The following is a 528-nucleotide window of genomic DNA, read 5'->3' on the forward strand; positions in this document are numbered from 1 at the left end:
AGCATTCGGGCCAAAAAAGTTCACATTTGGCACCAGGTAATCAAACATACGATAGCTCATAATTTACCTTCTTAGATTTAAATTATAATTCAGAGAAACAATTCAGTGCGGTTTGCGCTAATAACATGTCTTGTTCGACAGTACCGCCACTTACGCCGACAGCACCGATTAATTTATCGTTTAACATGACAGGTAAGCCGCCACCAAAAATAACGATCCGCTGTTGATTCGTTAGCTGTAAACCATATAGTGACGCACCCGGTTGTACCGCGTCGGTAATTTCATGGGTCCCCTGCCGCAGACAGCAGGCGGTATACGCTTTATTAAGAGAAATATCACAGCTGGTGACGAACGCGTCGTCCATGCGTTGCATCAGCAGCGTGTTGCCGCCGCGATCCACCACGGAAAAGACCACCGGCACGTTGATCTCAAGCGCTTTAGCCTCGACGGCCTGCGCCATTTTTTTCGCCGCCGCCAGCGTAATGGTGGCGATTGGTTGGCTCTTATTCACAGTCTCTCCTGAAAATG

1 protein-coding gene is annotated in these 528 nt (G+C 48.3%); it reads right to left on the reverse strand.

Going from position 1 to position 528, the window contains the following annotated elements; genetic code table 11:
- Positions 1–82 precede the first annotated feature (82 nt).
- Positions 83–511 (reverse strand): heme-binding protein, encoded by a 429-nt coding sequence (locus FHD02_RS24010; RefSeq protein ID WP_007372190.1) that lies wholly within the window; start codon positions 509–511, stop codon positions 83–85.
- Positions 512–528: the final 17 nt, after the last annotated feature.

It is taken from the genome of Citrobacter sp. EC_71 (assembly GCF_019584005.1).
GTDB lineage: Bacteria > Pseudomonadota > Gammaproteobacteria > Enterobacterales > Enterobacteriaceae > Citrobacter > Citrobacter werkmanii.